Source organism: Pseudomonas sp. Pseusp49 (assembly GCF_059491875.1).
Genome location: NZ_CP168514.1, coordinates 2,043,408 through 2,068,213, shown reverse-complemented (window position 1 = coordinate 2,068,213; position 24,806 = coordinate 2,043,408). Strand labels below are relative to the sequence as shown.

The following is a 24,806-nucleotide window of genomic DNA, read 5'->3' as shown; positions in this document are numbered from 1 at the left end:
GCTCTGTCCGTCCCCTCAGTCCGTAGCCGTGCGGACTTCAAGGAGTGATCGCAATGCCGTCCCTCGATAGCCTGAAGACGTTGAAAACCCTGCAGGTCGGCAACAAGACCTACCACTACTTCAGCCTGCCCGACGCCGCCAGGAGCCTGGGCGAGCTGGACAGGTTGCCGATGTCGTTGAAAGTCCTGCTGGAAAACCTGCTGCGCTGGGAGGACGAAAAAACCGTCACCGGCGCCGACCTCAAGGCACTGGCCGCGTGGCTCAAGGAGCGCCGCTCCGACCGCGAAATCCAGTACCGCCCGGCGCGGGTGCTGATGCAGGATTTCACCGGCGTTCCCGCCGTGGTCGACCTGGCCGCCATGCGCGCGGCGATGGCCAAGGCCGGTGGCGATCCACAGCGCATCAACCCGCTGTCGCCGGTGGACCTGGTGATCGACCACTCGGTGATGGTCGACAAGTTCGCCAGCAGCAGCGCTTTCGAGCAGAACGTCGACATTGAAATGCAGCGCAATGGCGAGCGTTATGCGTTCCTGCGCTGGGGCCAGAGTGCCTTCGACAACTTCAGCGTAGTGCCGCCCGGCACCGGGATCTGCCACCAGGTGAATCTTGAATACCTCGGTCGCACGGTCTGGACCAAGGACGAGGACGGCCGCACCTATGCCTTCCCCGACACCCTGGTCGGCACCGACTCCCACACCACCATGATCAACGGCCTCGGCGTGCTCGGCTGGGGCGTCGGTGGTATCGAGGCGGAAGCGGCGATGCTCGGGCAACCGGTGTCGATGCTGATTCCCGAAGTCATCGGTTTCAAACTCACCGGCAAGCTCAAGGAAGGCATCACCGCCACCGACCTGGTGCTGACCGTCACCCAGATGCTGCGCAAGAAAGGCGTGGTGGGCAAATTCGTCGAATTCTACGGCGACGGGCTTGCCGACTTGCCGCTGGCCGACCGCGCAACCATCGCCAACATGGCGCCGTAATACGGCGCCACCTGCGGTTTCTTCCCGGTGGACGACGTCACGCTGGAGTACCTGCGCCTGTCCGGCCGCCCCCTTGAAACAGTGCAATTGGTCGAAGCCTACAGCAAGGCCCAGGGCCTGTGGCGCCTGCCCGGCCAGGAGCCGGTGTTCACCGACAGCCTGGCGCTGGACATGGGCAGCGTCGAAGCCAGCCTTGCGGGACCAAAACGCCCGCAGGACCGGGTGTCGCTGCCGAATGTCGCGCAAGCCTTCAGCGACTTCGTCGATCTGCAATTCAAACCCACCAGCAAGGAAGAAGGCCGCCTGGAAAGCGAGGGCGGTGGTGGCGTCGCCGTCGGCAACGCCGATCTCGCCGGAGAAGCGGATTACCATTACGAAGGCCAGACCTATCGCCTGAAAAACGGCGCCGTGGTCATCGCCGCCATCACCTCCTGCACCAACACCTCCAACCCGAGCGTGATGATGGCGGCCGGACTGGTGGCGAAGAAGGCCGTGGAAAAAGGCCTGAAACGCAAACCCTGGGTGAAGAGTTCACTGGCCCCCGGTTCGAAGGTGGTCACCGACTATTACAAGGCTGCCGACCTGACCCGCTACCTCGATGAATTGGGCTTTGCCCTGGTCGGTTACGGCTGCACCACCTGCATCGGCAACTCCGGACCGCTGCCGGAACCCATCGAGAAGGCCATCCAGCAAGCCGACCTCACCGTGGCATCGGTACTCTCGGGCAATCGCAATTTCGAAGGCCGGGTGCATCCACTGGTGAAAACCAACTGGCTGGCCTCCCCGCCGCTGGTGGTCGCCTATGCGTTGGCGGGCACGGTACGCACCGACCTCAGCCGCGAACCGCTGGGCGAAGACAAGGACGGCAAACCGGTTTACCTGCGCGACATCTGGCCCAGCAGCAAAGAAATCGCCGACGCAGTGAATCAGGTCAACACCGCCATGTTCCACAAGGAATACGCCGAAGTGTTTGCCGGAGACGAACAATGGCAGGCGATCGAGGTTCCGCAAGCGGCGACCTATGTCTGGCAGGACGACTCGACCTACATCCAGCACCCACCCTTCTTCGACGACATCGGCGGCCCGCCGCCCGTGGTCAAGGATGTCAGCGCAGCGAACATTCTCGCCCTGCTCGGCGACTCGGTGACCACTGATCACATCTCCCCGGCCGGCAACATCAAGGCGGACAGCCCGGCGGGGCACTACCTGCGAGATAAAGGCGTGGAACCGCGAGACTTCAATTCCTACGGTTCGCGACGCGGCAACCATGAAGTGATGATGCGCGGCACCTTCGCCAACATCCGCATACGCAACGAAATGCTCGGCGGCGAGGAAGGCGGCAACACCCGCTACATTCCCACCGGGGAAAAAATGCCGATCTACGACGCCGCCATGCGCTATCAGGCATCGGGCACCCCGCTGGTGGTGATTGCCGGCCAGGAATACGGCACCGGATCGAGCCGCGACTGGGCGGCCAAAGGCACCAATCTGCTGGGCGTCAAAGCGGTCATCGCCGAAAGCTTCGAACGTATCCACCGCTCCAACCTGGTGGGCATGGGCGTACTGCCGCTGCAGTTCAAGCTGGATCAGAACCGCAAGAGCCTGAACCTGAACGGCAGTGAAACCCTGGACATCCTCGGTTTGACCGGCGTCGAGCTGACGCCACGGATGAACCTGACGCTGGTCATCACTCGCGAAGACGGCAGCCGCGAGAAGGTCGAGGTGCTGTGCCGCATCGATACACTCAATGAGGTGGAGTACTTCAAGTCCGGAGGGATTCTGCATTACGTGTTGCGGCAGCTGATTGCCTCCTAGCCATGCGCTGATACAAACACCGCCTTCGGGCGGTGTTTTTTGTCTGGGCGCCCGCCAGTACAATCGCTCGCCTCATGCTCCCCCTTTCATGCCTGACACATGAGCAAATGTGGGAGCGGGCTTGCTCGCGAATGCGCTGGATCAGTCGACACACGTGTTGAATGTCCTGGCCTCTTCGCGAGCAAGCCCGCTCCCACAGGACATCAGGGGCGTTCGCAAGACTTCAACTCAAGGACTTCACATGATTGCCCTGCCATGGACGTTTCTGGCCCTGCTTTCCCTCGGTTACGCTCTGGCGCTGACCTACGGCCACCTCGGTTGGCTCTCGGCAATCACGGTGTCCTTGTTGCTGGTCGCTGGCGCGGCAGTTCGCCAGCGCGAGATCCCTTTTGTCCGCTACCTCGGCCACGGTCTGTTCATCGTCCTGGCCCTGGCCTTGGCGACGCATTGGCTACCCGGTTTCTACAACGGTCGCGTTATCGATCCCCAGCGCTTTACCGACGATGCTGCGTCATTCGCCATGCACCTGAACCTGGACAAGCCGCTGATCGGCTTCTGGCTATTGCTGGTTTGTCCGTGGATTGTCGGCCGCCGTTCGCTTCGATTGTCGCTGTATGCCACCGCAATGGCCCTGACCTTGAGCGCCGTGCTGGCGCTGGGCGGCGCGCTGTTGCTGGGTGTCGTCACTTGGGCGCCGAAATGGCCCGATCAAGCCTGGTTATGGCTACTGAACAATCTGCTGCTGGTGACGCTGGTCGAGGAAGCGCTGTTCCGCGGCTATATCCAGGGTGGCCTGAACCGATGCCTGAAAAACCTGCGCCATGGCGAAAACCTTGCCCTGCTCCTGGCTTCGTTGATCTTCGGCCTGGCCCATGCCGGGGCAGGCTGGCAATGGGTCCTGCTGGCCAGCCTGGCCGGGATCGGCTATGGCCTGGCCTACCGATTCGGCGGGCTGCCGGCCGCCATTGCCACCCACTTCGGCTTGAACCTGCTGCACTTCGGCCTGTTCACCTATCCGATGCTCGCCGGCTGACGCAAGGGTCATTTTGCGACGCATTGCCGATTATCAAAAAATAAACTCAACAATCCGCCGACCTCGCCGATACAGCACTTGAAAGCCTTGCGGACTAAAAAAGCCATGCGTAACAACCAGCCAATTACACAACGCGAGCGGACCTTCCCGGCTCAGCAACGGTTGATTTCCACCACCGATGCCAAGGGCATGATCACCTACTGCAACGACGACTTCGTCGATATCAGCGGGTATTCCCGAGAGGAACTGATCCGTGCACCGCACAACCTGGTCCGTCACCCCGACGTCCCGGCCGCGGTGTTCGCACACATGTGGGGCACACTGAAACAAGGCTTGCCATGGATGGGCATTGTGAAGAATCGCTGCAAGAGCGGTGACCACTACTGGGTGAACGCCTATGTGACACCGATCTTCGAAGGCAATCAGGTGACCGGTTACGAGTCGGTGCGGGTCAAGCCCACCGCCGAACAGATCCGCCGTGCCGAGGCGCTCTACCAACGCATCAACCAGGGCAAGTCAGCCATTCCCTCTTCGGACAAATGGCTGCCGATCCTGCAGGACTGGCTGCCGTTCATCCTGGTCAGCCAGTTGAGCTTCATGATCGGTGCATCGCTGAACTCCCATTGGGGTTTTGCCCTGGCCGCCGGTCTCTCGGTGCCGCTGGGCCTGATGGGCCTGCAATGGCAACAGCGCGGTCTCAAGCGTTTGCTGCGCCTGGCCGAGCAGACCACCTCCGACCCATTGATCGCACAGATGTACACCGACAGTCGCGGTGCCCAGGCGCGGCTGGAGATGTCCATCCTCAGCCAGGAAGCACGCTTGAAAACCTGTCTGACGCGTCTGCAGGATACGGCCGAACACTTGACCGATCAGGCCAGGCAGTCCGATGCCCTGGCGCACAACAGCTCCAGCGGCCTGGAACGTCAACGGGTCGAGACCGAGCAAGTGGCTACGGCGGTCAACCAGATGGCCGCGACCACCCAGGAAGTCGCCAGCCACGTACAACGCACCGCCGATGCCACCCAGGAAGCCAATCGCCTGACCGGTCGCGGTCGTGACATCGCCGGGGAAACCCGCGAAGCCATCCAGCGCCTGTCGGTAGTGGTGGGTGAAACCGGCGTCACCGTGACCCAGCTGGCCAAGGACAGCAACGAAATCGGTGGCGTGGTCGACGTGATCAAAGGCATCGCCGACCAGACCAACCTGCTGGCCCTGAACGCCGCCATCGAAGCGGCCCGTGCCGGTGAGATGGGGCGTGGTTTTGCCGTGGTGGCCGACGAAGTCCGCCAGCTGGCACAACGCACCAGCGAGTCCACCGGGCAGATCCATGCGCTGATCGCCAAGCTCCAGCACACCGCCGGCACTGCGGTGCAAACCATGGAAGCCGGGCATCGCCAGGCCGAAGAAGGCGTGGCGCGGGTGCTGGAAGCGGACCAGGCGCTGGTGGGGATCAGTGAAGCGGTGGCCAACATCACCGACATGACCACCCAGATCGCCGCCGCGACCGAAGAGCAAAGTGCCGTGGCCGAAGAAATCAGCCGCAACATCAGCAACATCTCGGAGCTGGCGGACCAGACCTCGGAACAGGCGCAAAACTCGGCGTTGTTGAGTGAAGAGCTGACCAAGACCGCGAATACCCAGTATTCGTTGGTGGAGCGGTTCAACCGCTGATTGTGGTTGATTCATAAAAAGCCCGGACAGTGGAAGCTTCCGGGTTTTTTATTATCAATTTGAAAAGCATGTCGCCTGTGCGGCCTCTTCGCGGGCAAGCCCGCTCCCACAGGGTTTTGCATTGATCACACGATCAAGCCACACCACAGATCACTGTGGGAGCGGGCTTGCCCGCGAAGAAGCCATTTGCCACACCACACCTTTCACTGAAGGTATGAAGCCACCCTCTCAGCCGCAGCCGCCAAATGCTGCTCATGACTAAACCCGGAAGCCTTCAGCGGCTTCAAATCATGATCCCCCGCCGCCAGCCAGAGCACTTCAATGCTCGGTGACAAGGTGTAACCCTCGACCGCCTCGCGATTGCCCAGAGCATCCCGATCGCCCTGCACAATCAGGGTTCGGGTTTTCAAAGCAGCCAAATGCTCGACCCGTGGCTTCTCCGGCTTGCCCACCGCATAAAACGGATACCCCAGGCACACCAGCCCATCCGCCCCCAACTCATCGGCGAGCAAACTGGCCATGCGCCCGCCCATGGACTTGCCGCCGATCGCCAGCGGCCCAGTGACATGGCGTCGCACCTGGGCATACACCTCGCGCCAGCATTCGAGCAGTTTCGGCGCCGGATTCGGTGGGCGCTTGCCGCCGTCGAGGCGCCGCTGCGCCATGTAGGGAAATTCAAAGCGCAACACGTTGACGCCTTGAGCGGCGAGGCGTGCAGCCATGTCGCTCATCCAGTCGCTGTCCATCGGTGCGCCGGCGCCGTGGGCGAGGATCAGCGTCGCCGTGGCCTTGCCAGCCGCGGCATTCCACAACCATCCATGATCCCGCACGCACTGCGCCCATTGATCCCCGTCAATACCGGCCTTGTGCCCTTTGTCCATGCTTGCCTCGCTTTTAGTCTGCCTATAACTCCGGCCGAAGAGTGCGCTGCCTTGCGCGAGTGCGCTCACTTCGGCTGAACCGTGGATGGGGAACCATGAACACTTCTATCAGTACCGCCTACAACTACAAGGTGGTCCGCCAATTCGCCATTATGACGGTGGTGTGGGGCATCGTCGGCATGGGGCTCGGGGTTTTTCTCGCTGCCCAGTTGGTCTGGCCCGAACTCAACTTCAATTTGCCCTGGACCAGTTTCGGCCGCTTGCGCCCGCTGCACACCAACGCGGTGATCTTCGCCTTCGGCGGTTGTGCGCTGTTCGCCAGTTCGTTCTATTCGGTGCAACGCACCTGCCAGACGCAATTGTTTGCGCCGAAAATCGCCGCGTTCTGCTTCTGGGGCTGGCAGCTCGTGATCCTGCTGGCGGCCATCAGCCTGCCGCTGGGCTACACCAGTTCCAAGGAATACGCCGAGCTGGAATGGCCGATCGACATCCTGATCACCATTGTCTGGGTCGCCTACGCCATCGTGTTCTTCGGCACGATCATGCAGCGCAAGACCAAACACATCTATGTCGGTAACTGGTTCTTCGGTGCGTTCATCATCACCGTGGCGATCCTGCACATCGTCAACAACATGGAATTGCCGGTCAGCTTCACCAAGTCCTACTCGCTGTACTCCGGTGCCACCGACGCAATGGTGCAATGGTGGTACGGCCACAACGCCGTGGGCTTTTTCCTCACCGCCGGTTTCCTCGGCATGATGTATTACTTCGTGCCGAAACAGGCCGAGCGCCCGGTGTATTCCTATCGTTTGTCGATCGTGCACTTTTGGGCGCTGATCACCCTGTACATCTGGGCCGGCCCCCACCACCTGCACTACACCGCGCTGCCGGACTGGGCGCAGTCGCTGGGCATGGTGATGTCGCTGATCCTGCTCGCGCCGAGCTGGGGTGGCATGATCAACGGCATGATGACCCTGTCGGGCGCCTGGCATAAATTGCGCAGCGACCCGATCCTGCGCTTCCTCGTGGTGTCCCTGGCGTTCTACGGCATGTCGACCTTCGAAGGGCCGATGATGGCCATCAAGACGGTCAACGCCCTCTCCCACTACACCGACTGGACCATCGGCCACGTACACGCCGGAGCCCTCGGCTGGGTGGCGATGATTTCCATCGGCGCGCTGTACCACATGATCCCGAAAGTCTTCGGACGCGAGCAGATGCACAGCATCGGCCTGATCAACGCGCACTTCTGGCTCGCCACTATCGGCACCGTGCTGTACATCGCCTCGATGTGGGTCAACGGCATCGCCCAGGGCCTGATGTGGCGTGCGGTGAACGAGGACGGCACGCTGACCTATTCCTTCGTCGAGACCCTGGTGGCCAGCCACCCTGGCTTCGTCGTGCGGCTGGTGGGCGGTGCGATCTTCCTCAGCGGCATGTTCCTGATGGCCTACAACACCTGGCGCACCGTGCGGGCCTCGCAGCCTGCCGAAGCTGCCGCTGCCGCGCAGATGGCCTGAGGAGTCCGCCATGAAACACGAAACTATCGAGAAAAACGTCGGCCTGTTGCTGCTGCTGATGATTCTGGCCGTGAGCATCGGCGGCCTGACCCAGATCGTCCCGCTGTTCTTCCAGGACGTGACCAACAAGCCGGTGGAAGGCATGAAGCCCTATACCGCGCTGCAACTGGAAGGCCGCGACATCTACATCCGCGAAGGCTGTGTCGGCTGTCACTCACAGATGATCCGTCCGTTCCGCGCCGAGACCGAACGCTACGGGCACTATTCGGTGGCCGGTGAAAGCGTTTGGGACCATCCATTCCTGTGGGGTTCGAAACGTACCGGGCCGGACCTGGCACGGGTCGGTGCGCGCTACTCGGACGACTGGCACCGCGCGCACTTGTACAACCCGCGCAACGTCGTGCCGGAGTCGAAGATGCCCGCCTACCCGTGGCTGGTGGCCAATCAACTCGACAGCAGCCACACCGAAACCAAGATCAAGGCCATGCGCACCCTGGGCGTGCCGTACACCGACGAAGACATCTCCGGCGCCGTTGCCTCGCTCAAGGGCAAGAGCGAAATGGATGCACTGGTCGCCTACCTGCAAGTGCTCGGCACTGCCATCAAGAGCAAGAGGTGAGCCATGGTTGTTGAGATGAGCACTGGAATGATCCGCGGCCTGGGCACAGTCGTCGTGTTCGTGGCCTTCGTCGGCCTGACGCTGTGGGTGTTCAACAGCAAGCGCGGCCCGGAATTCGCCGAAGCGCGCCTGCTGCCGTTCGCCGACGAGCCACAACCCGACATCACCGAAGATTCAGCAACAAGGAGTACCCGGCCATGACCACCTTCTGGAGTACGTGGATCTGCGTACTGACCATCGGCAGCCTGATCGGCCTGACCTGGCTGCTGATCGGCACCCGCAAGGGCGAGACCAAGGGCAGCGTCGACCAGACCATGGGCCATAGCTTCGATGGCATCGAGGAGTACGACAACCCGCTGCCGCAATGGTGGTTCATGCTGTTCGCTGGCACGCTGGTGTTCGCCGTCGGCTACCTGATCCTTTATCCGGGCCTGGGCAACTGGAAAGGCGTCCTCCCCGGCTATGAGAACGGCTGGACCGGCGCCCACGAGTGGGAAAAGGAAATGGCCAGGGCTGACGCGAAGTTCGGACCGATCTTCGCCAAATTCGCGGCCATGCCACTGGAAGAAGTGGCCAAAGACCCGCAAGCGTTGAAAATGGGCGGCCGCCTGTTTGCCTCGAACTGTTCGGTATGCCACGGCTCGGATGCCAAGGGTGCATTCGGTTTCCCCAACCTGACCGACAGCGACTGGCGCTGGGGCGGCCACGCAGAAACCATCAAGACCACCATCATGGGTGGCCGGATGGCGATGATGCCGGCCTGGGGCGAAGTCCTGGGGGAAGAAGGCGTGAAAAACGTCGCCGCTTATGTGCGCCATGATCTGGCCGGCCTGCCATTGCCGGAAGGCAGCAAGGCGGACCTGCAAGCCGGACAGCAAGCCTTCAGCACCACCTGCGTCGCCTGTCATGGAGCAAACGGCCAGGGCACCGAAGCCATGGGCGCGCCGAACCTGACGCACCCGGCCGGCTTCATTTACGGCACCAGCCTGACGCAGCTTGAACAGACGATTCGGCATGGCCGCCAGGGCCATATGCCGGCGCAGAACGACCTGCTCGGCAATGACAAGGTGCAACTGCTCGCGGCCTACGTGTACAGCCTTTCCAGAGGTGATGAGCAGTTGAGCGGCAAGCTTCAAGCTGAAAGCGGCAAGTAACGTCAAAAGCAAGAGCTGCAAGCGACGAGTTCTGACTTGAAGCTTGCGGCTTGAAGCTTGCCGCTGCGTCTTTGCGACGCATTGTCGCACCCTCTTTGACTCTTCCTTTCGGTTCCCCGGATTCAGGTCTAAGCTTCCCCCGATGCGGACTGGCCGGTGCCGGTTCCAGGTCGACCCTGAACGATGTGTTCGACGAATCTGCCCGATGACAGGCCGCAAAGGCTGGTAGATACCGGCTGTCGCGCCAATTGCCTTCGGTCAGCCAAACGTTGCGTTTGAACACACCTAGTTACATCCGACCTGACCCCCTCGCCTGATCAATCCGCCGGGACGTTTTGCCCGCGGGCAATTTTGTCCCTACGCGGCGCATGGAAAGGCCGCAGAATCAGCATTTGAAAGCATTGACCCAGGTCATGGCGCGTTGCAATGACCCCCTGCTTTCTCCATACTTGCGGCCGATTTTTAATCCTAATAAAACACCCAAACCGTGGAACCTTAGAATGAGCACAGCAATCAGTCCGACTGCTTATAACTATAAGGTAGTCCGCCAGTTCGCCATCATGACGGTGGTCTGGGGGATCCTTGGCATGGGGCTCGGTGTCTTCATCGCCTCGCAACTTGTCTGGCCGGAGTTGAATTTCGGTCTGCCATGGACGAGCTTTGGACGCCTGCGCCCGCTGCACACCAACCTGGTGATTTTCGCCTTCGGTGGATGTGCACTGTTTGCCACTTCTTATTACGTCGTGCAGCGAACCTGCCAAACGCGACTGATTTCCGACAGCCTCGCTGCCTTCACCTTCTGGGGATGGCAAGCGGTGATCGTCGGCGCGATCATTACCTTGCCGATGGGTTTCACCACCACCAAGGAATACGCGGAACTGGAATGGCCCCTGGCTATTCTGCTGGCCATTGTCTGGGTCACCTACGGTCTGGTGTTCTTCGGCACCATCGTCAAGCGCAAGACCAAGCACATCTATGTGGGTAACTGGTTCTACGGCGCGTTCATCGTCGTGACCGCGATGCTGCACATCGTCAACCACATGTCGCTGCCGGTCAGCCTGTTCAAGTCCTACTCGGCCTACTCGGGTGCGACTGACGCAATGATCCAGTGGTGGTACGGCCACAACGCCGTGGGCTTCTTCCTGACCACCGGCTTCCTGGGCATGATGTACTACTTCGTGCCGAAACAGGCCGAGCGTCCGATCTACTCCTATCGCCTGTCGATCGTGCACTTCTGGGCACTGATCACCCTGTACATCTGGGCCGGTCCCCACCACCTGCACTACACCGCACTGCCGGACTGGGCTCAGTCGCTGGGCATGGCGATGTCGATCATCCTGCTGGCACCAAGCTGGGGCGGCATGATCAACGGCATGATGACCCTGTCGGGCGCCTGGCATAAGCTGCGCACCGACCCGATCCTGCGTTTCCTCGTGGTGTCCCTGGCGTTCTACGGCATGTCGACCTTCGAAGGCCCGATGATGGCCATCAAGACCGTCAACTCGTTGTCGCACTACACCGACTGGACCATCGGCCACGTACACGCCGGCGCTCTGGGCTGGGTTGCGATGATCTCGATCGGCGCCATCTACCACATGATCCCGAAACTGTTCGGTCGTGCGCAGATGCACAGCACCGGCCTGATCAACACGCACTTCTGGCTCGCGACCATCGGTACCGTGCTCTACATCGCCTCGATGTGGGTCAACGGCATCACCCAGGGCCTGATGTGGCGTGCAATCAACGACGACGGCACCCTCACCTACTCGTTCGTCGAAGCGCTGCAAGCCAGCCACCCGGGCTTCATCGTTCGCGCCCTGGGCGGTGCGTTCTTCGCCACCGGCATGCTGTTCATGGCCTACAACGTCTTCCGTACCGTACGTGCCTCGAACCCGGCTGAAGCCGAAGCCGCCGAACAGATCGTCGTAGTTGGAGCTCACTGATGAAGCATGAAGCAGTCGAGAAGAATATTGGCCTGCTGGCCTTCTTCATGGTCATCGCCGTCAGCGTCGGCGGCCTGACCCAGATCGTTCCGCTGTTTTTCCAGGACGTCACCAACAAGCCGGTCGAGGGCATGAAGCCCCGCACCGCCCTTGAACTGGAAGGCCGGGACGTTTATATCGCCAACGGTTGTGTCGGCTGCCACTCGCAGATGATCCGTCCGTTCCGTGCTGAAACCGAACGCTACGGCCACTACTCGGTCGCCGGTGAAAGCGTCTGGGACCACCCGTTCCTGTGGGGTTCCAAGCGTACCGGTCCGGACCTGGCCCGTGTCGGCGGTCGTTACTCCGATGACTGGCAGCGTGCGCACTTGTACAACCCGCGCAACGTCGTGCCCGAGTCGAAAATGCCGGCCTACCCGTTCCTCGTGGAAAACAAGCTCGACGGCAAAGACACCGCCAAGAAAATGGAAGTGTTGCGCACGCTCGGCGTCCCTTACACCGACGAAGACATCGCCGGTGCCAGGGATGCCGTGAAGGGCAAAACCGAAATGGACGCGCTGGTGGCCTATCTGCAAGGCCTGGGCACCATCATCAAAAGCAAACGGTGATTTAGATGGATATCGGGATGATTCGTGGCCTGGGCACCGTTGTCGTGATGGTGGCCTTCATCGGACTGGCACTGTGGGTGTTCAGTCCCAAGCGCAAGTCGGAGTTTGAAGACGCGACCTTGCTGCCTTTCGCGGATGATCCCGAAGCCATCAAGCACGTCGAGCAAGCTTCTAGGAGTAACAAAGAATGACTACATTCTGGAGTCTGTACGTCACAGTCCTCAGTCTCGGTACGATCTTTTCCCTGACCTGGCTGCTGCTGTCGACCCGCAAGGGCCAGCGCACCGAGCAGACAGACGAGACGGTCGGGCACTCCTTCGACGGGATCGAGGAGTACGACAACCCGCTGCCGAAATGGTGGTTCATGCTGTTCGTGGGCACCATCATCTTCGCACTGGGCTACCTGGCGCTGTATCCGGGCCTGGGTAACTGGAAAGGCCTGCTGCCGGGTTACGGCTACCTCGACAACGAGAAGCAGACCCCCTTCGCCAACGGCCAGACCGGCTGGACCGGCGTCCACGAGTGGGAAAAGGAAATGGCCAAGTCGGACGCCAAGTTCGGTCCGATCTTCGCCAAGTTCGCGGCCATGCCAATCGAAGAAGTGGCCAAGGACCCGCAAGCCCTGAAGATGGGTGGCCGCCTGTTCGCCTCCAACTGCTCGGTCTGCCACGGTTCCGACGCCAAGGGCGCCTATGGCTTCCCTAACCTGACCGACGCCGACTGGCGCTGGGGCGGCGAGCCGGAAACCATCAAGACCACCATCATGGGCGGCCGTCATGCGGTGATGCCGGCGTGGGCTGAAGTGATCGGCGAGCAAGGCGTGGCCGACGTGGCCGCGTTTGTCCTGACCAACCTCGATGGCCGCAAGCTGCCGGAAGGCGCCAAGGCCGACCCGGTTGCCGGGCAGAAACTGTTCGCCGCCAACTGCGTGGCGTGCCATGGTCCGGAAGGCAAAGGCACCCCAGCGATGGGCGCACCCAACCTGACTCACCCGGCAGCGTTCATCTACGGTTCGAGCTTCGCTCAACTGCAGCAGACCATCCGCTACGGCCGTCAGGGCCAGATGCCTGCGCAAGAGCAACTGCAAGGTAACGACAAGGTTCACCTGCTGGCTGCTTACGTCTACAGCCTGTCTCACGGTGAAAAAGCGCCGGAAGCCGAGTCTCAGTAAGACCTGCGCTTTCGGTAACAGAAAAGGCCGCGCCAGTCATCTGGCGCGGCTTTTTTTATGGTTGCTCACGCAATTCCGGGGAACACCTACAGAGCCCGCCGCGATCGGCCTCGTTGCTTGGTGGTGCATGTGTTCCCCTGTAGGAGCTGCCGGAGGCTGCGATCTTTTGATTTGCTTTTGCGATCTGGAGATTGCTGAAGATCAAGATCAAAAGATCGCAGCCTCCGGCAGCTCCTACAGATATTTCCCCCCGGGAATCCGTGAAGAACCTCTTATATGGTCAGCCGGCAAAAATCGATTTCACCGGCACCGTCCGGATCAGCTGACGCGCCTGCCAATCGTTGTTCTCCACCAGGCTGACATGCAGCTGCTTGCGATCGTCGGAAAAGCTGGCAATCAGATAAGTCTCCTGGGAAGCGCCACCGCTGAGAAACATCGGCACGCCATTCAGGCTGGAGGCCTGTCCTGCGTCCTGATGGTAGTGACCCGCAAAGATGGCCGTGACCTCATACTTGGCGACCATTTCCCGGAAACGTTTTACTTGCTCCCAATCCCCCATCATGCCGTCCGGCTTGTGCATGTTGATGATGATCGCGTAGCCCTGAGCCCGGGCAATCCTGAGATCTTTCTCCAGCCAGTCGAGCGAACTGGTGATTTCGAATGTCGTCGGGTTCAACGGACTAGAGATGCGGACACTGTAGGTCGGCTCATTATTGAGTTGTACCATATGAACCTCGCCTATATTTTTCGAGTAAGCGAGACTACCCGCATACAACCTGTTTAGAGCCCCACCAATTATATCCAGGTCGAATTCATCGACTTTACCCTGATGATGTTCTTTGAACTCCACGATACTGCCTGCAGCGCAGCTATTACTAAAACAATCATCCACATTATTTTGATAGTCATGATTACCCAGACCGTACAGGTAGTCATCACCAAAGTATTTATTCAATACCGAATTAATGTAGGAACGCTGCCACCCATGACCAAACGCAGTCATGTCGCCATTGATCATCAGGGGCACCTGCGACGGCGAGCCATGCTTCATGCGGAAGTCGGCAATGCTCGAGAACTGGCTATCCACCAGCCACTTGGAGCGTTTTTCAAAATCCGCAGCGGACTCAGGCTCGTCACTATCGGATTTTTCCGTCCATGGATATTGCGGGTCAGACGCAAAAACCATATGACGAGGCATCCCTTCGACCGCATGCACAACAGTAGATACCGAGAACAACAGCAGACAGGCAAAAACCTTGATACTTTCATGAGAAAACATAGAAAAAACTTCCATCCATAGAATTGATAACGCACGAATAAAAACCATCCGCACCCAACCCTTAAACTATTGGACAGAAAACAAAACATCAAACATTCAAAGCAGGACAGTCAAGTTAAGATATTTCCCGCGCATCAACCCACTGATATCCGCACCCCGCCGATATGGACTGATTGTTTACACTAACCACAACAACACAGGCCACGTCATCGTCAACGATTGCGCGCGGTCTTGCTGAAAACCGTCCATACTTCACAAGTCAATTGACTCAGATCACGTTTTGTTACATTCGCTACACCATTCATGATTTTTACCCAACGCGACCAAAGGTCGCACCCGCAGGCTAGAGCGACAGGCGTATCATTGCGCCACTGCAACACCCCTTTTTGACCGCGGTCGGCACGTACTGACCGAGGCACTTTTCCACTGCCGTGGGATGCAATGATGAGCAACCAGATTCCGGTACACGACGTCACTCCACCCACCAAGAACGCGAACAACAGCGTCGACCTCTACGCCTCCAGGGAAAAAATCTACACCCGCGCCTTCACCGGCCTGTTCCGCAACCTGCGGATGACCGGCGGTGCCCTGTTGTTCCTGCTGTATTTCGGTACGGTGTGGCTGGATTGGGGCGGTCATCAGGCGGTCTGGTGGAACCTGCCGGAGCGCAAGTTTTTCATTTTCGGCGCCACCTTCTGGCCCCAGGACTTCATCCTGCTGTCCGGCATGCTGATCATCGCCGCGTTCGGCCTGTTCTTCATCACGGTGTACGCCGGACGGGTCTGGTGCGGTTATACCTGCCCGCAAAGCGTGTGGACCTGGATCTTCATGTGGTGCGAAAAAGTCACCGAAGGTGATCGCAACCAGCGCATCAAGCTCGACAAGGCGCCGATGAGCGCCAACAAATTCCTGCGCAAATTCAGCAAGCACAGCCTGTGGCTGTTGATCGGTTTCGTCACCGGCATGACCTTCGTCGGTTACTTCTCGCCGATCCGCGATCTGGTGTTCGACTTCTTCACCGGTCAGGCCGATGGCTGGTCTTACTTCTGGGTGGGTTTCTTCACCCTCGCCACTTACGGCAACGCTGGCTGGTTGCGCGAACAGGTGTGCATCTACATGTGCCCGTACGCGCGCTTCCAAAGCGTGATGTTCGACAAGGACACCCTGATCGTTTCCTACGACCCGCGCCGCGGCGAAAGCCGTGGCCCGCGCAAGAAAGGCATCGACTACAAGGCCCAGGGCCTGGGTGACTGCATCGACTGCACCATGTGCGTCCAGGTCTGCCCGACCGGTATCGACATCCGCGACGGCCTGCAAATCGAATGCATCGGCTGCGCCGCCTGCATCGATGCCTGCGACGCCATCATGGACAAGATGGAATACCCGCGCGGGCTGATCAGCTACACCACCGAGCACAACCTGTCCGGGCAGAAAACCCATAAACTGCGTCCACGCCTGATCGGCTATGCCGTGGTACTGCTGGCGATGATCAGCTTGCTGGTGACCGCGTTTTTCATGCGTTCGCTGGTGGGTTTCGATGTCAGCAAGGACCGCGTGCTGTACCGCGAGAACGCCGAAGGCCGGATCGAAAACGTCTACAGCCTGAAAATCATGAACAAGGACCAGCGCGACCACACCTACCTGCTTGAAGCCTCCGGCCTGCCGGATCTCAAATTGCAGGGCCGGCGCGAGATCAAGGTCGCGGCCGGCGAGATCGTCAGCCAGCCTGCCGAGCTGTCCGTCGCACCGGAAAAACTGCCGTCGAGCACCAACGACGTGAAATTCATCCTCAAGGATGCCGATGACGACAGCGTCCAAATTGAAGCCAAGAGCCGGTTCATCGGCCCACACAATCGTTGAGAGAACTGAACATGCCCGCAGCAACTGCCGCAAGCCCCTGGTACAAGCACCTCTGGCCGTGGATCATCATCGGGATCCTGGCCTGCTCGGTGATGCTGACCTTGTCCATGGTGACCATCGCGGTGAAGAACCCGGACAACCTGGTCAACGACAACTACTACGAGGCCGGCAAAGGCATCAACCGCTCCCTCGACCGTGAGCTGCTGGCCCAGAACCTGAAAATGCGCGCCAGTATTCATCTCGATGACGTGACCGGCGAAGTTGACCTGCGCCTGAGCGGCGACAGCCATCCGAAAACCCTGGAGCTGAACCTGATCTCGCCGACCCAGCCGGAAAAGGATCGCAAGATCACCCTGGCCCGCAGCGAAACCGAACAGGGTCGCTACATCGGCCAACTGAGCGACAAGATCGAAGGCCGGCGCTTTGTCGAATTGCTCGGCACCCAGGACGACCATATCTGGCGCATGTTCGAAGAAGAACTGGTCAACCATGACAAGGATCTGCTGCTCGGTGATGAACCTCTGCAAGGCGCCGAAGACCTGTAGGAGCTGCCGCAGGCTGCGATCTTTTGATCTTGCTTTTGCAAAAAGATCGCAGCCTCGTTTCACTCGTCAGCTCCTACAGCGATGAGGCCCTCCCTGACGACAGAGATCCCGCAGCATTAGTGAAAAACCCATGACCACCCCACTCCCCTGCTACCACTGCGCCCTGCCCGTCCCGGCCGGCAGTCGCTTTACCGCCGTCGTACTCGGGGAGTCCCGCGAGTTCTGCTGCCCGGGCTGCCAGGCCGTGGCCGAGGCCATCGTCGCTGGCGGCCTGGATAGCTATTACCAGCACCGCAGCGAAGCCTCGGCCAACCCCGAGGCGCTGCCGGTACAACTGGTCGACGAACTGGCGCTTTACGATCGCGCCGATGTGCAGCAACCCTTTGTCCGCCACGATGGCGAACTGGCCGAAACCACGCTGCTGATGGAAGGCATCAGTTGCGCCGCCTGCGGCTGGTTGATCGAGAAACACCTGCGCACCTTGCCGGCGGTGGCCGAAGCGCGCCTGAACCTGTCCAACCATCGCCTGCACGTGCGCTGGAGCGACGCGCAACTACCCCTGAGCCGGGTCCTCAGCGAACTGCGCCACATCGGGTATGCCGCACACCCCTATCAGGCCGACCGTGCCAGCGAACAACTGGCCAGCGAAAACCGCCTGGCCCTGCGCCAGCTTGGCGTGGCCGGATTGCTGTGGTTCCAGGCGATGATGGCGACCATGGCTACCTGGCCTGAATTCAACATCGACCTCAGCCCCGAACTGCACACCATCCTGCGCTGGGTCGCGCTGTTCCTCACCACCCCGATCGTGTTCTACAGCTGCGCGCCGTTTTTCAAAGGCGCCATGCGCGATCTGCGCACCCGCCACCTGACCATGGACGTTTCCGTGTCGCTGGCCATCGGCAGCGCCTACGTTGCCGGGATCTGGACCTCGATTACCGGGGTCGGCGAGCTGTATTTCGATGCTGTCGGCATGTTTGCCCTGTTCCTGCTGGCCGGGCGCTACCTGGAGCGGCGCGCCCGCGAGCGCACGGCCGCAGCCACCGCGCAACTGGTGAATCTGCTGCCCGCCTCGTGCCTGCGCTTGACGCCTGAAGGCCAGAGCGAACGCATTTTGCTCAGCGAACTGCGCATCGGTGATCAGGTACTGGTTCATCCAGGCGCCATTCTCCCTGCCGACGGCAAGATCCTCGACGGCCAATCGAGTATCGATGAGTCGCTGCTGACCGGCGAATACCTGCCTCACCCTCGCACCCTCGGCGATGCGGTCACCGCCGGCACCCTGAACGTCGATGGCGCACTGACCGTCGAGGTCCAGGCCCTGGGCCAGGACACGCGCCTCTCGGCCATCGTTCGCCTGCTCGAGCGTGCCCAGGCCGAAAAACCGCGCCTGGCGGAAATCGCCGACCGCGCCGCGCAATGGTTCCTGCTGTTTTCACTGATCGCGGCTGCGGCCATTGGCCTGTTGTGGTGGGAGCTGGACTCATCGCGAGCCTTCTGGATCGTGCTGGCGATGCTCGTGGCGACCTGTCCGTGCGCCTTGTCGCTGGCAACGCCGACCGCCCTTACTGCGGCCACCGGCACCTTGCACAAACTCGGCCTGCTGCTGACCCGCGGCCATGTGCTGGAAGGCCTGAACCAGATCGACACAGTGATTTTCGACAAGACCGGTACCCTCACCGAAGGCCGGCTGGCGCTGCGCTCCATCCGCCCCCTCGGCGCCCTCGACAGCGACCAATGCCTGGGGCTCGCCGCCGCTCTGGAAAACCGCTCCGAACACCCGATTGCCCGCGCTTTCGGACGTGCGCCGATGGCGGCCGAAGAAGTCCACAGCACCCCGGGTCTTGGCCTCGAGGGGCTGGTTGAAGGACGGCGCCTGCGCATCGGTCAACCGGAATTCGTCTGCGAACTTAGTGGCGCCGTGGTGCCGGCGATGCCCGAAGAAGCCGGCCAATGGCTGCTGCTCGGCGACAGCGAAGGGCCGCTGGCCTGGCTGGTCCTCGATGATCGCTTGCGTGCGGATGCGCCGGCCTTGCTGGCCGCGTGCAAGGCGCGGGGCTGGCATACGCTGTTGTTGTCCGGCGACAGCTCGCCGATGGTCGCCAGCGTGGCGGCTGAACTGGGTATCGATGAAGCCCGCGGCGGCTTGCGCCCGGACGACAAACTGCAAGTCCTGCAACAACTGCACAAGGAAGGTCGCAAGGTGTTGATGCTGGGTGACGGCGTCAATGACGTGCCGGTGCTGGCGGCGGCGGATATCAGCGTCGCCATGGGCTCGGCCACCGACCTGGCGAAAACCAGTGCCGATGCTGTGCTGCTGTCCAACCGCCTCGACGCTCTGGTGCAAGCCTTCAGCCTGGCGCGGCGCACCCGCCGGGTCATTATCGAGAACCTGTTGTGGGCAGGGTTGTACAATGGCCTCATGCTGCCCTTCGCCGCCCTCGGCTGGATCACTCCGGTCTGGGCGGCGGTAGGCATGTCGATCAGTTCGTTGACCGTGGTGCTGAACGCGCTGCGCCTGACTCGAATGCCGAGCGAGCGCGCCCTCGACACCCCGCCAGAAACCCGCCCGCTACCGGCCTGAGCCGCGCGGGCATGGAGTCCAGATGCCAGCTCTTTACGTGATGATTCCCGCTGCGCTGCTGATCGTGGCCATCGCCGTCTATATCTTCTTCTGGGCGGTCGACAGCGGACAGTACGACGACCTCGACGGCCCGGCCCACAGCATCCTGTTCGACGACCAGGACCCTAACCACACCGCCGCCGTCGACGAAGCCAGCGGGCAACCGGCCAAACCGCAAGACAAGGCCCCGCCCCATGCTTGAACTGGCGCCACTGCTGGTATCGGCGCTGATCCTTGGCTTGCTCGGCGGCGGCCATTGCCTGGGCATGTGCGGCGGCCTGATGGGCGCGCTGACCCTGGCGATTCCCAAGGAGCAACGCAGCCGCCGCTTTCGCCTGCTGTTGGCCTACAACCTGGGGCGGATTCTGAGTTATGCCTGCGCCGGACTGTTGATCGGCCTGGCCGGATGGGCCGTGGCCAGCAGCCCGGCGGCGATGTTCCTGCGAGTCCTCGCCGGCTTGCTGCTGATTGCCATGGGGCTTTACCTGGCTGGCTGGTGGAGCGGCCTGACCCGTATCGAAAGCCTCGGTCGAGCCTTGTGGCGGCACATCCAGCCAGTCGCCAACCGGTTGCTGCCGGTATCGAGCGTTCCGCGCGCGCTGCTACTGGGTGCGCTCTGGGGCTGGCTGCCGTGCGGCCTGGTTTACAGCACCTTGCTATGGGCGGCCAGCCAGGGCAACGCGCTGGACAGTGCACTGTTGATGCTTGCGTTCGGGCTTGGCACCTGGCCGGTGTTGCTGGCGACCGGCCTGGCTGCCGAACGCGTCACCGCAGTGTTGCGCAAGCGCAGTGTGCGCATGGCGGGTGGGATATTGGTGATGCTGTTTGGTCTCTGGACGCTGCCGGGGCCGCATCAGCATTGGTTGATGGGGCATTAAAGGCAAAAGATCGCAGCCTGCGGCAGCTCCTACAGGTGTACGCGATCTTTTGATCTTGATGTAAATCAAGATGCCCCACCCCGACCTCGCATAAGGTGGCCGACACTGCCAGCCTATCCGGGGAATGCCCGCATGATGCTCGACGCCATTCGTTGGGACACTGATCTGATCCGCCGTTATGACCTGGCGGGACCCCGCTACACCTCGTACCCGACCGCCGTGCAATTCAACAGCCAGGTCGGCACCTTCGACCTGTTTCACGCCCTGCGCGACAGCCGCAAGGTCCAACGCCCATTGTCCCTGTACGTGCACGTGCCGTTCTGCGCGAACATTTGCTACTACTGCGCCTGCAACAAGGTCATCACCAAGGATCGCGGCCGGGCGCAGCCGTATTTGCAGCGCCTGGAACAGGAAATCCAGCTGATCGCCTGCCACCTCGACCCCACACAGAAAGTCGAGCAACTGCACTTCGGTGGCGGCACGCCGACCTTTCTCAGCCACGACGAACTGCGCCAGTTGATGGCACACTTGCGCAAGCACTTCAATTTGCTGGACGACGATTCCGGCGACTACGGCATCGAGATCGACCCACGCGAGGCCGATTGGTCGACCATGGGACTGCTGCGCGAACTGGGCTTCAATCGGGTCAGCATCGGCCTGCAGGACCTTGACCCGGCGGTGCAGCGAGCGGTCAATCGCCTGCAAAGCCTGGAAGAAACCCGAGCCGTGATCGACGCTGCCCGCACCTTGCAGTTTCGCTCGATCAATATCGACCTGATCTACGGCCTGCCGAGGCAGACGCCGGAGAACTTCGCCCGCACCGTCGAAGAGGTCATCAACCTGCAACCGGACAGATTATCGGTGTTCAACTACGCCCACCTGCCGGAACGCTTCATGCCCCAGCGGCGCATCAACAGCAATGAACTGCCGACACCCGCGCAGAAGCTGGAAATGCTGCAGCGCACCATCGAGCAACTGATCAACGCCGGTTACCGCTACATCGGCATGGACCACTTCGCCATGCCCGACGACGAGCTGGCTATAGCCCAGGAAGAATCGACCCTGCAACGCAATTTCCAGGGCTACACCACCCACGGTCATTGCGATCTGATCGGCCTCGGCGTCTCGGCAATCAGCCAGATCGGCGACCTCTACTGCCAGAACAGCAGCGACCTGAACCACTATCAGAACACCCTGGCTTCTCTGCAACTGGCCACCAGCCGCGGTCTGCTGTGCAATGCCGATGACCGGCTGCGGCGCGCGGTCATTCAGCAATTGATCTGCCATTTCAGCCTGGAATTCTCCGACATCGAACAGGCCTTCAACATCGATTTCCAGGGCTACTTCGGCGAACTCTGGCCCCAACTGCAAGGCATGGCCAAAGACGGGCTGATCGAACTCGATCGCGACAGGATCACCATCCTGCCCGCCGGGCGATTGTTGGTGCGTTCGGTGTGTATGGTGTTCGACGCGTACCTGGAACAACACAACCGCCAGCGATTTTCACGGGTGATCTAATTCTGCAAGCTAGCGTCCCGGACTGGCCTCGATCTCCTATGGTGAGTTACCCTTACGTCTTATGTGTGAATTCCCACAAGGATTGAAGAAATGTCCGAGCCAGTAAAACAGCGCGCTCATAGTCAAGCCCATTGCAAGGATTGCAGTCTGGCCCCTCTTTGCCTGCCACTTTCGCTGAATCTGGAAGACATGGATGCGCTGGACGAAATCGTCAAGCGCGGCCGGCCGCTGAAAAAGGGCGAGTTTCTGTTTCGCCAGGGCGATACCTTCGATTCTGTCTACGCAGTCCGTTCCGGCGCGCTCAAGACCTTCAGCCTGAGCGACGGCGGTGAAGAACAGCTCACCGGTTTCCACCTGCCCAGCGAACTGGTCGGCCTGTCGGGCATGGACACCGAAAAGCACCCGGTGTCGGCACAAGCTCTGGAAACCACCTCGGTGTGTGAAATTCCTTTCGAACGCCTCGACGAACTGGCCCTGCAACTGCCGCAGTTGCGCCGTCAGTTGATGCGGGTGATGAGTCGCGAAATCCGTGACGACCAGCAGATGATGCTGCTGTTGTCGAAAAAGACCGCCGACGAACGCATCGCCACCTTCCTGGTCAACCTGTCGGCACGTTTCCGCGCCCGGGGTTTTTCCGCCAATCAGTTCCGCCTGAGCATGTCGCGCAACGAAATCGGCAACTACCTGGGCCTGGCGGTGGAAACCGTGTCCCGGGTCTTTACCCGCTTCCAGCAAAACGAGCTGATTGCCGCAGAAGGCAAGGAAATCCGGATTATCGACCCGATCCAGCTGTGCGCCCTGGCCGGTGGCTCACTGGAAGGCTGAAACAAAACGTTGCGGCTGAGCGAAACGGTTCAGCCGCCGTTATACTGCGTCGTTTGCAGCCCTGCCAGGACACCCAGACGATGGTCTTCGACTCCTTCGACATCAAATCCCTCATCCGCCCTGTCATCGACTTCCCGAAGCCGGGCGTGATCTTTCGCGACATCACCCCGCTGTTCCAGTCGCCCAAGGCCCTGCGCCTGGTGATGGACAGCTTCGCCCACCGCTACGTCGAGGCTGACTTCACCCACATCGGCGCGATGGACGCCCGTGGCTTCCTGATCGGTTCGGTACTGGCCTATCAGTTGAACAAGCCGCTGGTGCTGTTTCGCAAGCAAGGCAAGCTGCCGGCTGACGTACTGGCCGAGGGTTATGCGACCGAATACGGCGAAGCCTTCCTGGAAGTGCACGCCGACAGCCTGTGCGAAGGGGATTCGGTGGTGATGTTCGATGACCTGATCGCGACCGGCGGCACCCTGATTGCCGCCGCCAACCTGATCCGCCGCATGGGTGCGCGGGTGCATGAAGCGGCGGCGATCATCGACCTGCCGGAGCTGGGTGGTTCGCAGCGCCTGGAGGACATGGGCATTCCGACGTTCTGCCTGACGCAGTTTGCGTTGAGCGATATGTAACAAACGTCAAAAGATCGCAGCCTTCGGCAGCTCCTACAAGAGCTGCCGAAGGCTGCGATCTTTTGCTTCTAAAGCCCCATCTGCTTGCTGATGATCTCGTTCATCACTTCCCGCGTCCCGCCGCCAATCGACAGGATCCGGTTGTCGCGGTACAGCCGCTCCACCAGGCTCTCGCGCATATATCCCAGCCCACCGAGTATCTGCACCGCATCGGTCACGATCCGGTCCGCCGTATCCGTCGCAAAATTCTTGGCCATGGAAATTTCCTTGATCACGCTCTGCCCCGCCGCCATCTTTGCCGCCTGGCGGTAGGTGAACTCCCGGGATACCTCCAGCGCGGTCGCCATCTCGGCGAGGCGATGCTTGATCACCTGAAACTTGCCGATCGGTTTGCCAAAGGCCTCGCGCTGGCGCGCCCACTTCAGGCTCTCCTCCAGCGCCAGCTGTGCGGTCATGTTGGCCATCAGTGCCAGGGCCAGGCGTTCGCTCTGGAAATTGCCCATGATGCAGGCAAAGCCCATGTTCTCGGCGCCGATCAGGTTTCCCACGGGCACCGGGCAATCATCGAAGAACAGTTCGGCGGTGTCTGACGCCCACCAGCCCATTTTCTTCAGTTGCCGTCCTACGGTGAAACCGGGCGTGCCCTTTTCGATCAGCAACAGGCTGATGCCGGAGAAGCCCGGCTCACCGGTACGCACCGCGACGGTATAAAAGTCCGCACGCACACCACTGGTGATAAAGGTTTTGCTGCCATTGACCCGGTAAAAGTCGCCATCGCGCACGGCGCGGGTTTGCAGGTTGGCGACGTCGGAACCGCCGCCGGGCTCGGTGACGGCCAGGGCGCTGATTTTCTCTCCCGACAACACCTGGGGCAGCACACGATCCCGCACTTCGGGTCGCGCCCACTTGAGAATGGGCGGCAAGCCGATATCCAGTGAACCAAGCCCCGCTACCAGCCCGCCTGAGCCGCAGCGCATCAACTCTTCACTGGCGGCAACCTTGGCGAACAGATCCCCTTCATGGCTGCCTCCGTAAGCCTGCGGGTAGCCGATGCCGAGAATCCCCGCTGCGCCGGCCTTGAGGTAGAGCTCGCGAGGAAAGCTTTCGGCTTCTTCCCACTGGTCGATATCGGGAAGGATCTCGCGTTCGACGAAACGTCTGACGCTATCACGGACCAATTGGTGGCTGGGGTCGAAGTATTCCTGAAAGGCAGACATCGGCGAGCTCCACTGAAGGGGTCAGTGAAGTTAACCGAGC

At 60.8% G+C, this 24,806-nt stretch carries 21 protein-coding genes and 1 pseudogene; 19 read left to right on the top strand and 3 right to left on the bottom strand.

Annotated elements, in window-relative coordinates; translation table 11 throughout:
- Positions 1-53: 53 nt before the first annotated feature.
- The 3 genes and pseudogenes from acnA (at position 54) to ACEN83_RS09230 (ending at position 5,499) form a co-directional block, all read left to right on the top strand.
- Positions 54-2,795: pseudogene (gene acnA, locus ACEN83_RS09240) on the top strand (aconitate hydratase AcnA).
- A gap of 241 nt (positions 2,796-3,036) precedes the next feature.
- Positions 3,037-3,828 (top strand): CPBP family intramembrane glutamic endopeptidase, encoded by a 792-nt coding sequence (locus ACEN83_RS09235; protein ID WP_495580076.1) that lies wholly within the window; start codon positions 3,037-3,039, stop codon positions 3,826-3,828.
- Between the two features lie 105 nt (positions 3,829-3,933).
- Positions 3,934-5,499, top strand: a complete 1,566-nt coding sequence (locus ACEN83_RS09230; RefSeq protein WP_116582842.1) for a methyl-accepting chemotaxis protein — start codon at positions 3,934-3,936, stop codon at positions 5,497-5,499.
- A 203-nt stretch (positions 5,500-5,702) separates the two neighbouring features.
- Here the strand turns inward: ACEN83_RS09230 and ACEN83_RS09225 are convergent, their stop codons facing one another.
- Positions 5,703-6,380 carry an alpha/beta family hydrolase gene (locus ACEN83_RS09225; RefSeq protein ID WP_495580075.1) on the bottom strand — a complete coding sequence of 226 codons (678 nt, stop codon included), beginning with the start codon at positions 6,378-6,380 and terminating at the stop codon, positions 5,703-5,705.
- 95 nt (positions 6,381-6,475) lie between these two features.
- On the opposite strand from ACEN83_RS09225, the gene ccoN (ACEN83_RS09220) reads away from it, so the two are divergent.
- From ccoN (ACEN83_RS09220) to ccoP (ACEN83_RS09185), 8 genes are all read left to right on the top strand, one after another.
- Entirely contained in the window at positions 6,476-7,900 is a 1,425-nt protein-coding gene (ccoN, locus tag ACEN83_RS09220) for a cytochrome-c oxidase, cbb3-type subunit I (protein ID WP_116582844.1), read from the top strand.
- A gap of 10 nt (positions 7,901-7,910) precedes the next feature.
- Positions 7,911-8,519, top strand: a complete 609-nt coding sequence (ccoO, locus tag ACEN83_RS09215) for a cytochrome-c oxidase, cbb3-type subunit II (protein ID WP_007974128.1) — start codon at positions 7,911-7,913, stop codon at positions 8,517-8,519.
- 3 nt (positions 8,520-8,522) lie between these two features.
- Complete coding sequence (locus tag ACEN83_RS09210) at positions 8,523-8,720, top strand: cbb3-type cytochrome oxidase subunit 3 (RefSeq protein WP_116582845.1); 198 nt, start codon at positions 8,523-8,525, stop codon at positions 8,718-8,720.
- Complete coding sequence (gene ccoP / locus ACEN83_RS09205; protein WP_495580074.1) at positions 8,717-9,673, top strand: cytochrome-c oxidase, cbb3-type subunit III; 957 nt, start codon at positions 8,717-8,719, stop codon at positions 9,671-9,673. Before ACEN83_RS09210 ends, ccoP (ACEN83_RS09205) begins: the two co-directional genes overlap by 4 nt.
- A 500-nt stretch (positions 9,674-10,173) precedes the next feature.
- Positions 10,174-11,616, top strand: coding sequence for a cytochrome-c oxidase, cbb3-type subunit I (gene ccoN, locus ACEN83_RS09200; protein WP_007974131.1), 1,443 nt, complete (start codon positions 10,174-10,176; stop codon positions 11,614-11,616).
- Positions 11,616-12,224, top strand: coding sequence for a cytochrome-c oxidase, cbb3-type subunit II (gene ccoO, locus ACEN83_RS09195; protein ID WP_011333287.1), 609 nt, complete (start codon positions 11,616-11,618; stop codon positions 12,222-12,224). The genes ccoN (ACEN83_RS09200) and ccoO (ACEN83_RS09195) overlap by 1 nt, the downstream gene beginning before the upstream one ends.
- 5 nt (positions 12,225-12,229) lie before the next feature.
- The gene (locus ACEN83_RS09190; RefSeq protein ID WP_003175465.1) at positions 12,230-12,415 is read left to right on the top strand and encodes a CcoQ/FixQ family Cbb3-type cytochrome c oxidase assembly chaperone; all 186 of its coding nucleotides are present in this window, start codon (positions 12,230-12,232) and stop codon (positions 12,413-12,415) included.
- Positions 12,412-13,395 carry a cytochrome-c oxidase, cbb3-type subunit III gene (gene ccoP / locus ACEN83_RS09185; RefSeq protein ID WP_007971439.1) on the top strand — a complete coding sequence of 328 codons (984 nt, stop codon included), beginning with the start codon at positions 12,412-12,414 and terminating at the stop codon, positions 13,393-13,395. Before ACEN83_RS09190 ends, ccoP (ACEN83_RS09185) begins: the two co-directional genes overlap by 4 nt.
- Positions 13,396-13,675: 280 nt before the next feature.
- On the opposite strand, the gene ACEN83_RS09180 is transcribed toward ccoP (ACEN83_RS09185), so the two are convergent.
- Positions 13,676-14,674, bottom strand: coding sequence for a metallophosphoesterase family protein (locus ACEN83_RS09180; protein ID WP_495580858.1), 999 nt, complete (start codon positions 14,672-14,674; stop codon positions 13,676-13,678).
- A 444-nt stretch (positions 14,675-15,118) separates the two neighbouring features.
- On the opposite strand from ACEN83_RS09180, the gene ccoG reads away from it, so the two are divergent.
- The 8 genes from ccoG (at position 15,119) to ACEN83_RS09140 (ending at position 23,549) form a co-directional block, all read left to right on the top strand.
- Positions 15,119-16,534, top strand: a complete 1,416-nt coding sequence (gene ccoG / locus ACEN83_RS09175; protein ID WP_495580073.1) for a cytochrome c oxidase accessory protein CcoG — start codon at positions 15,119-15,121, stop codon at positions 16,532-16,534.
- An 11-nt stretch (positions 16,535-16,545) separates the two neighbouring features.
- Positions 16,546-17,079 carry a FixH family protein gene (locus ACEN83_RS09170; protein ID WP_495580072.1) on the top strand — a complete coding sequence of 178 codons (534 nt, stop codon included), beginning with the start codon at positions 16,546-16,548 and terminating at the stop codon, positions 17,077-17,079.
- 130 nt (positions 17,080-17,209) lie between these two features.
- Positions 17,210-19,660: a heavy metal translocating P-type ATPase gene (locus ACEN83_RS09165; protein ID WP_495580071.1), complete on the top strand. Its 2,451-nt coding sequence runs from the start codon at positions 17,210-17,212 to the stop codon at positions 19,658-19,660.
- A gap of 22 nt (positions 19,661-19,682) precedes the next feature.
- Complete coding sequence (gene ccoS / locus ACEN83_RS09160; protein ID WP_007971444.1) at positions 19,683-19,901, top strand: cbb3-type cytochrome oxidase assembly protein CcoS; 219 nt, start codon at positions 19,683-19,685, stop codon at positions 19,899-19,901.
- Entirely contained in the window at positions 19,894-20,577 is a 684-nt protein-coding gene (locus ACEN83_RS09155) for a sulfite exporter TauE/SafE family protein (RefSeq protein WP_495580070.1), read from the top strand. Before ccoS ends, ACEN83_RS09155 begins: the two co-directional genes overlap by 8 nt.
- Positions 20,578-20,712: 135 nt before the next feature.
- Positions 20,713-22,095 (top strand): oxygen-independent coproporphyrinogen III oxidase, encoded by a 1,383-nt coding sequence (gene hemN, locus ACEN83_RS09150; RefSeq protein ID WP_495580857.1) that lies wholly within the window; start codon positions 20,713-20,715, stop codon positions 22,093-22,095.
- 90 nt (positions 22,096-22,185) lie between these two features.
- A complete protein-coding gene (gene fnr, locus ACEN83_RS09145) occupies positions 22,186-22,920 on the top strand; it encodes a fumarate/nitrate reduction transcriptional regulator Fnr (protein ID WP_007971448.1) in 735 nt (244 codons plus the stop codon).
- A gap of 80 nt (positions 22,921-23,000) precedes the next feature.
- A complete protein-coding gene (locus ACEN83_RS09140; protein WP_102698763.1) occupies positions 23,001-23,549 on the top strand; it encodes an adenine phosphoribosyltransferase in 549 nt (182 codons plus the stop codon).
- A gap of 68 nt (positions 23,550-23,617) precedes the next feature.
- On the opposite strand, the gene ACEN83_RS09135 is transcribed toward ACEN83_RS09140, so the two are convergent.
- Positions 23,618-24,766, bottom strand: a complete 1,149-nt coding sequence (locus tag ACEN83_RS09135) for an acyl-CoA dehydrogenase family protein (RefSeq protein WP_495580069.1) — start codon at positions 24,764-24,766, stop codon at positions 23,618-23,620.
- Between the last annotated feature and the right edge of the window lie 40 nt (positions 24,767-24,806).

What these genes read in the sequence shown, in the direction of transcription:
- ccoP (WP_007971439.1), top strand. Translation starts at nt 12,412, where the DNA reads ATGACTACATTCTGGAGTCTGTACGTCACAGTCCTCAGTCTCGGTACG.
- ACEN83_RS09180 (WP_495580858.1), bottom strand. Translation starts at nt 14,674, where the DNA reads ATGTTTTCTCATGAAAGTATCAAGGTTTTTGCCTGTCTGCTGTTGTTC.
- ccoG (WP_495580073.1), top strand. Translation starts at nt 15,119, where the DNA reads ATGAGCAACCAGATTCCGGTACACGACGTCACTCCACCCACCAAGAAC.
- ccoN (WP_007974131.1), top strand. Translation starts at nt 10,174, where the DNA reads ATGAGCACAGCAATCAGTCCGACTGCTTATAACTATAAGGTAGTCCGC.
- ACEN83_RS09210 (WP_116582845.1), top strand. Translation starts at nt 8,523, where the DNA reads ATGGTTGTTGAGATGAGCACTGGAATGATCCGCGGCCTGGGCACAGTC.
- ACEN83_RS09155 (WP_495580070.1), top strand. Translation starts at nt 19,894, where the DNA reads ATGCTTGAACTGGCGCCACTGCTGGTATCGGCGCTGATCCTTGGCTTG.
- ACEN83_RS09235 (WP_495580076.1), top strand. Translation starts at nt 3,037, where the DNA reads ATGATTGCCCTGCCATGGACGTTTCTGGCCCTGCTTTCCCTCGGTTAC.
- ACEN83_RS09170 (WP_495580072.1), top strand. Translation starts at nt 16,546, where the DNA reads ATGCCCGCAGCAACTGCCGCAAGCCCCTGGTACAAGCACCTCTGGCCG.
- hemN (WP_495580857.1), top strand. Translation starts at nt 20,713, where the DNA reads ATGCTCGACGCCATTCGTTGGGACACTGATCTGATCCGCCGTTATGAC.
- ccoS (WP_007971444.1), top strand. Translation starts at nt 19,683, where the DNA reads ATGCCAGCTCTTTACGTGATGATTCCCGCTGCGCTGCTGATCGTGGCC.
- ACEN83_RS09140 (WP_102698763.1), top strand. Translation starts at nt 23,001, where the DNA reads ATGGTCTTCGACTCCTTCGACATCAAATCCCTCATCCGCCCTGTCATC.
- ccoN (WP_116582844.1), top strand. Translation starts at nt 6,476, where the DNA reads ATGAACACTTCTATCAGTACCGCCTACAACTACAAGGTGGTCCGCCAA.
- ccoP (WP_495580074.1), top strand. Translation starts at nt 8,717, where the DNA reads ATGACCACCTTCTGGAGTACGTGGATCTGCGTACTGACCATCGGCAGC.
- ccoO (WP_007974128.1), top strand. Translation starts at nt 7,911, where the DNA reads ATGAAACACGAAACTATCGAGAAAAACGTCGGCCTGTTGCTGCTGCTG.
- ACEN83_RS09225 (WP_495580075.1), bottom strand. Translation starts at nt 6,380, where the DNA reads ATGGACAAAGGGCACAAGGCCGGTATTGACGGGGATCAATGGGCGCAG.
- ACEN83_RS09135 (WP_495580069.1), bottom strand. Translation starts at nt 24,766, where the DNA reads ATGTCTGCCTTTCAGGAATACTTCGACCCCAGCCACCAATTGGTCCGT.
- ACEN83_RS09165 (WP_495580071.1), top strand. Translation starts at nt 17,210, where the DNA reads ATGACCACCCCACTCCCCTGCTACCACTGCGCCCTGCCCGTCCCGGCC.
- ACEN83_RS09190 (WP_003175465.1), top strand. Translation starts at nt 12,230, where the DNA reads ATGGATATCGGGATGATTCGTGGCCTGGGCACCGTTGTCGTGATGGTG.
- ACEN83_RS09230 (WP_116582842.1), top strand. Translation starts at nt 3,934, where the DNA reads ATGCGTAACAACCAGCCAATTACACAACGCGAGCGGACCTTCCCGGCT.
- fnr (WP_007971448.1), top strand. Translation starts at nt 22,186, where the DNA reads ATGTCCGAGCCAGTAAAACAGCGCGCTCATAGTCAAGCCCATTGCAAG.
- ccoO (WP_011333287.1), top strand. Translation starts at nt 11,616, where the DNA reads ATGAAGCATGAAGCAGTCGAGAAGAATATTGGCCTGCTGGCCTTCTTC.